Raw genomic sequence first — 551 nt, 5'->3', positions numbered from 1 at the left:
GCGTGGTGCGCGGCAACCCGCTGGCTGCCCGCATGCTGGGCATTCAGATCCACCGCCTGGGCGCGGTGCTGCTATGTGTAGGCAATCTGCTGTACGTCCACGCGAGCTGAACCGCGCGGCGCGCGGCGGAGCGCCCGCGCCGTCGGCGCGCGGGCCGGGCCCAGGACGGGGCCGGCCCGCGCGCCGGCGCACCCCGCCATGGGGGTGCCGGCGGCCGTGTGACGGGTGGTCATAAAGGCCGCCTGACCTGCACGGCAATTGTTCGTGACAGGAGTCTGCTATATCGCTCACACACGTCGGAGACCAAGAATTGAGAGCGTCAGGCTTTTCCAGTCGTGCGCTACCCGTTCGATGTCCTCGATGCCTGCAGGGAGCAGTCGATGCCTTCGGTAAGTGACACCACGCTCACATCCCCGCAGCAGCGGCGGAAGCGAATCATCATGGCCGAGCCGCGAGGATTCTGCGCCGGCGTGGAACGCGCGATCGGCATGGTGGAGAAGGCCCTGGAACTGTATGGGGCCCCCGTTTACGTACGTAAGCAGATCGTGCAC

The 551-nt window shown here is 67.3% G+C and carries 1 pseudogene; it reads left to right on the top strand.

The annotated features are described in order from the left end of the window. Positions 1–380: 380 nt before the first annotated feature. Positions 381–551 (top strand): annotated as a pseudogene (locus KUM32_RS32720) (4-hydroxy-3-methylbut-2-enyl diphosphate reductase); the annotation flags it as partial.

Source organism: Streptomyces sp. AC627_RSS907 (assembly GCF_019049165.1).
This window is presented reverse-complemented; position numbering and strand designations above follow the sequence as displayed.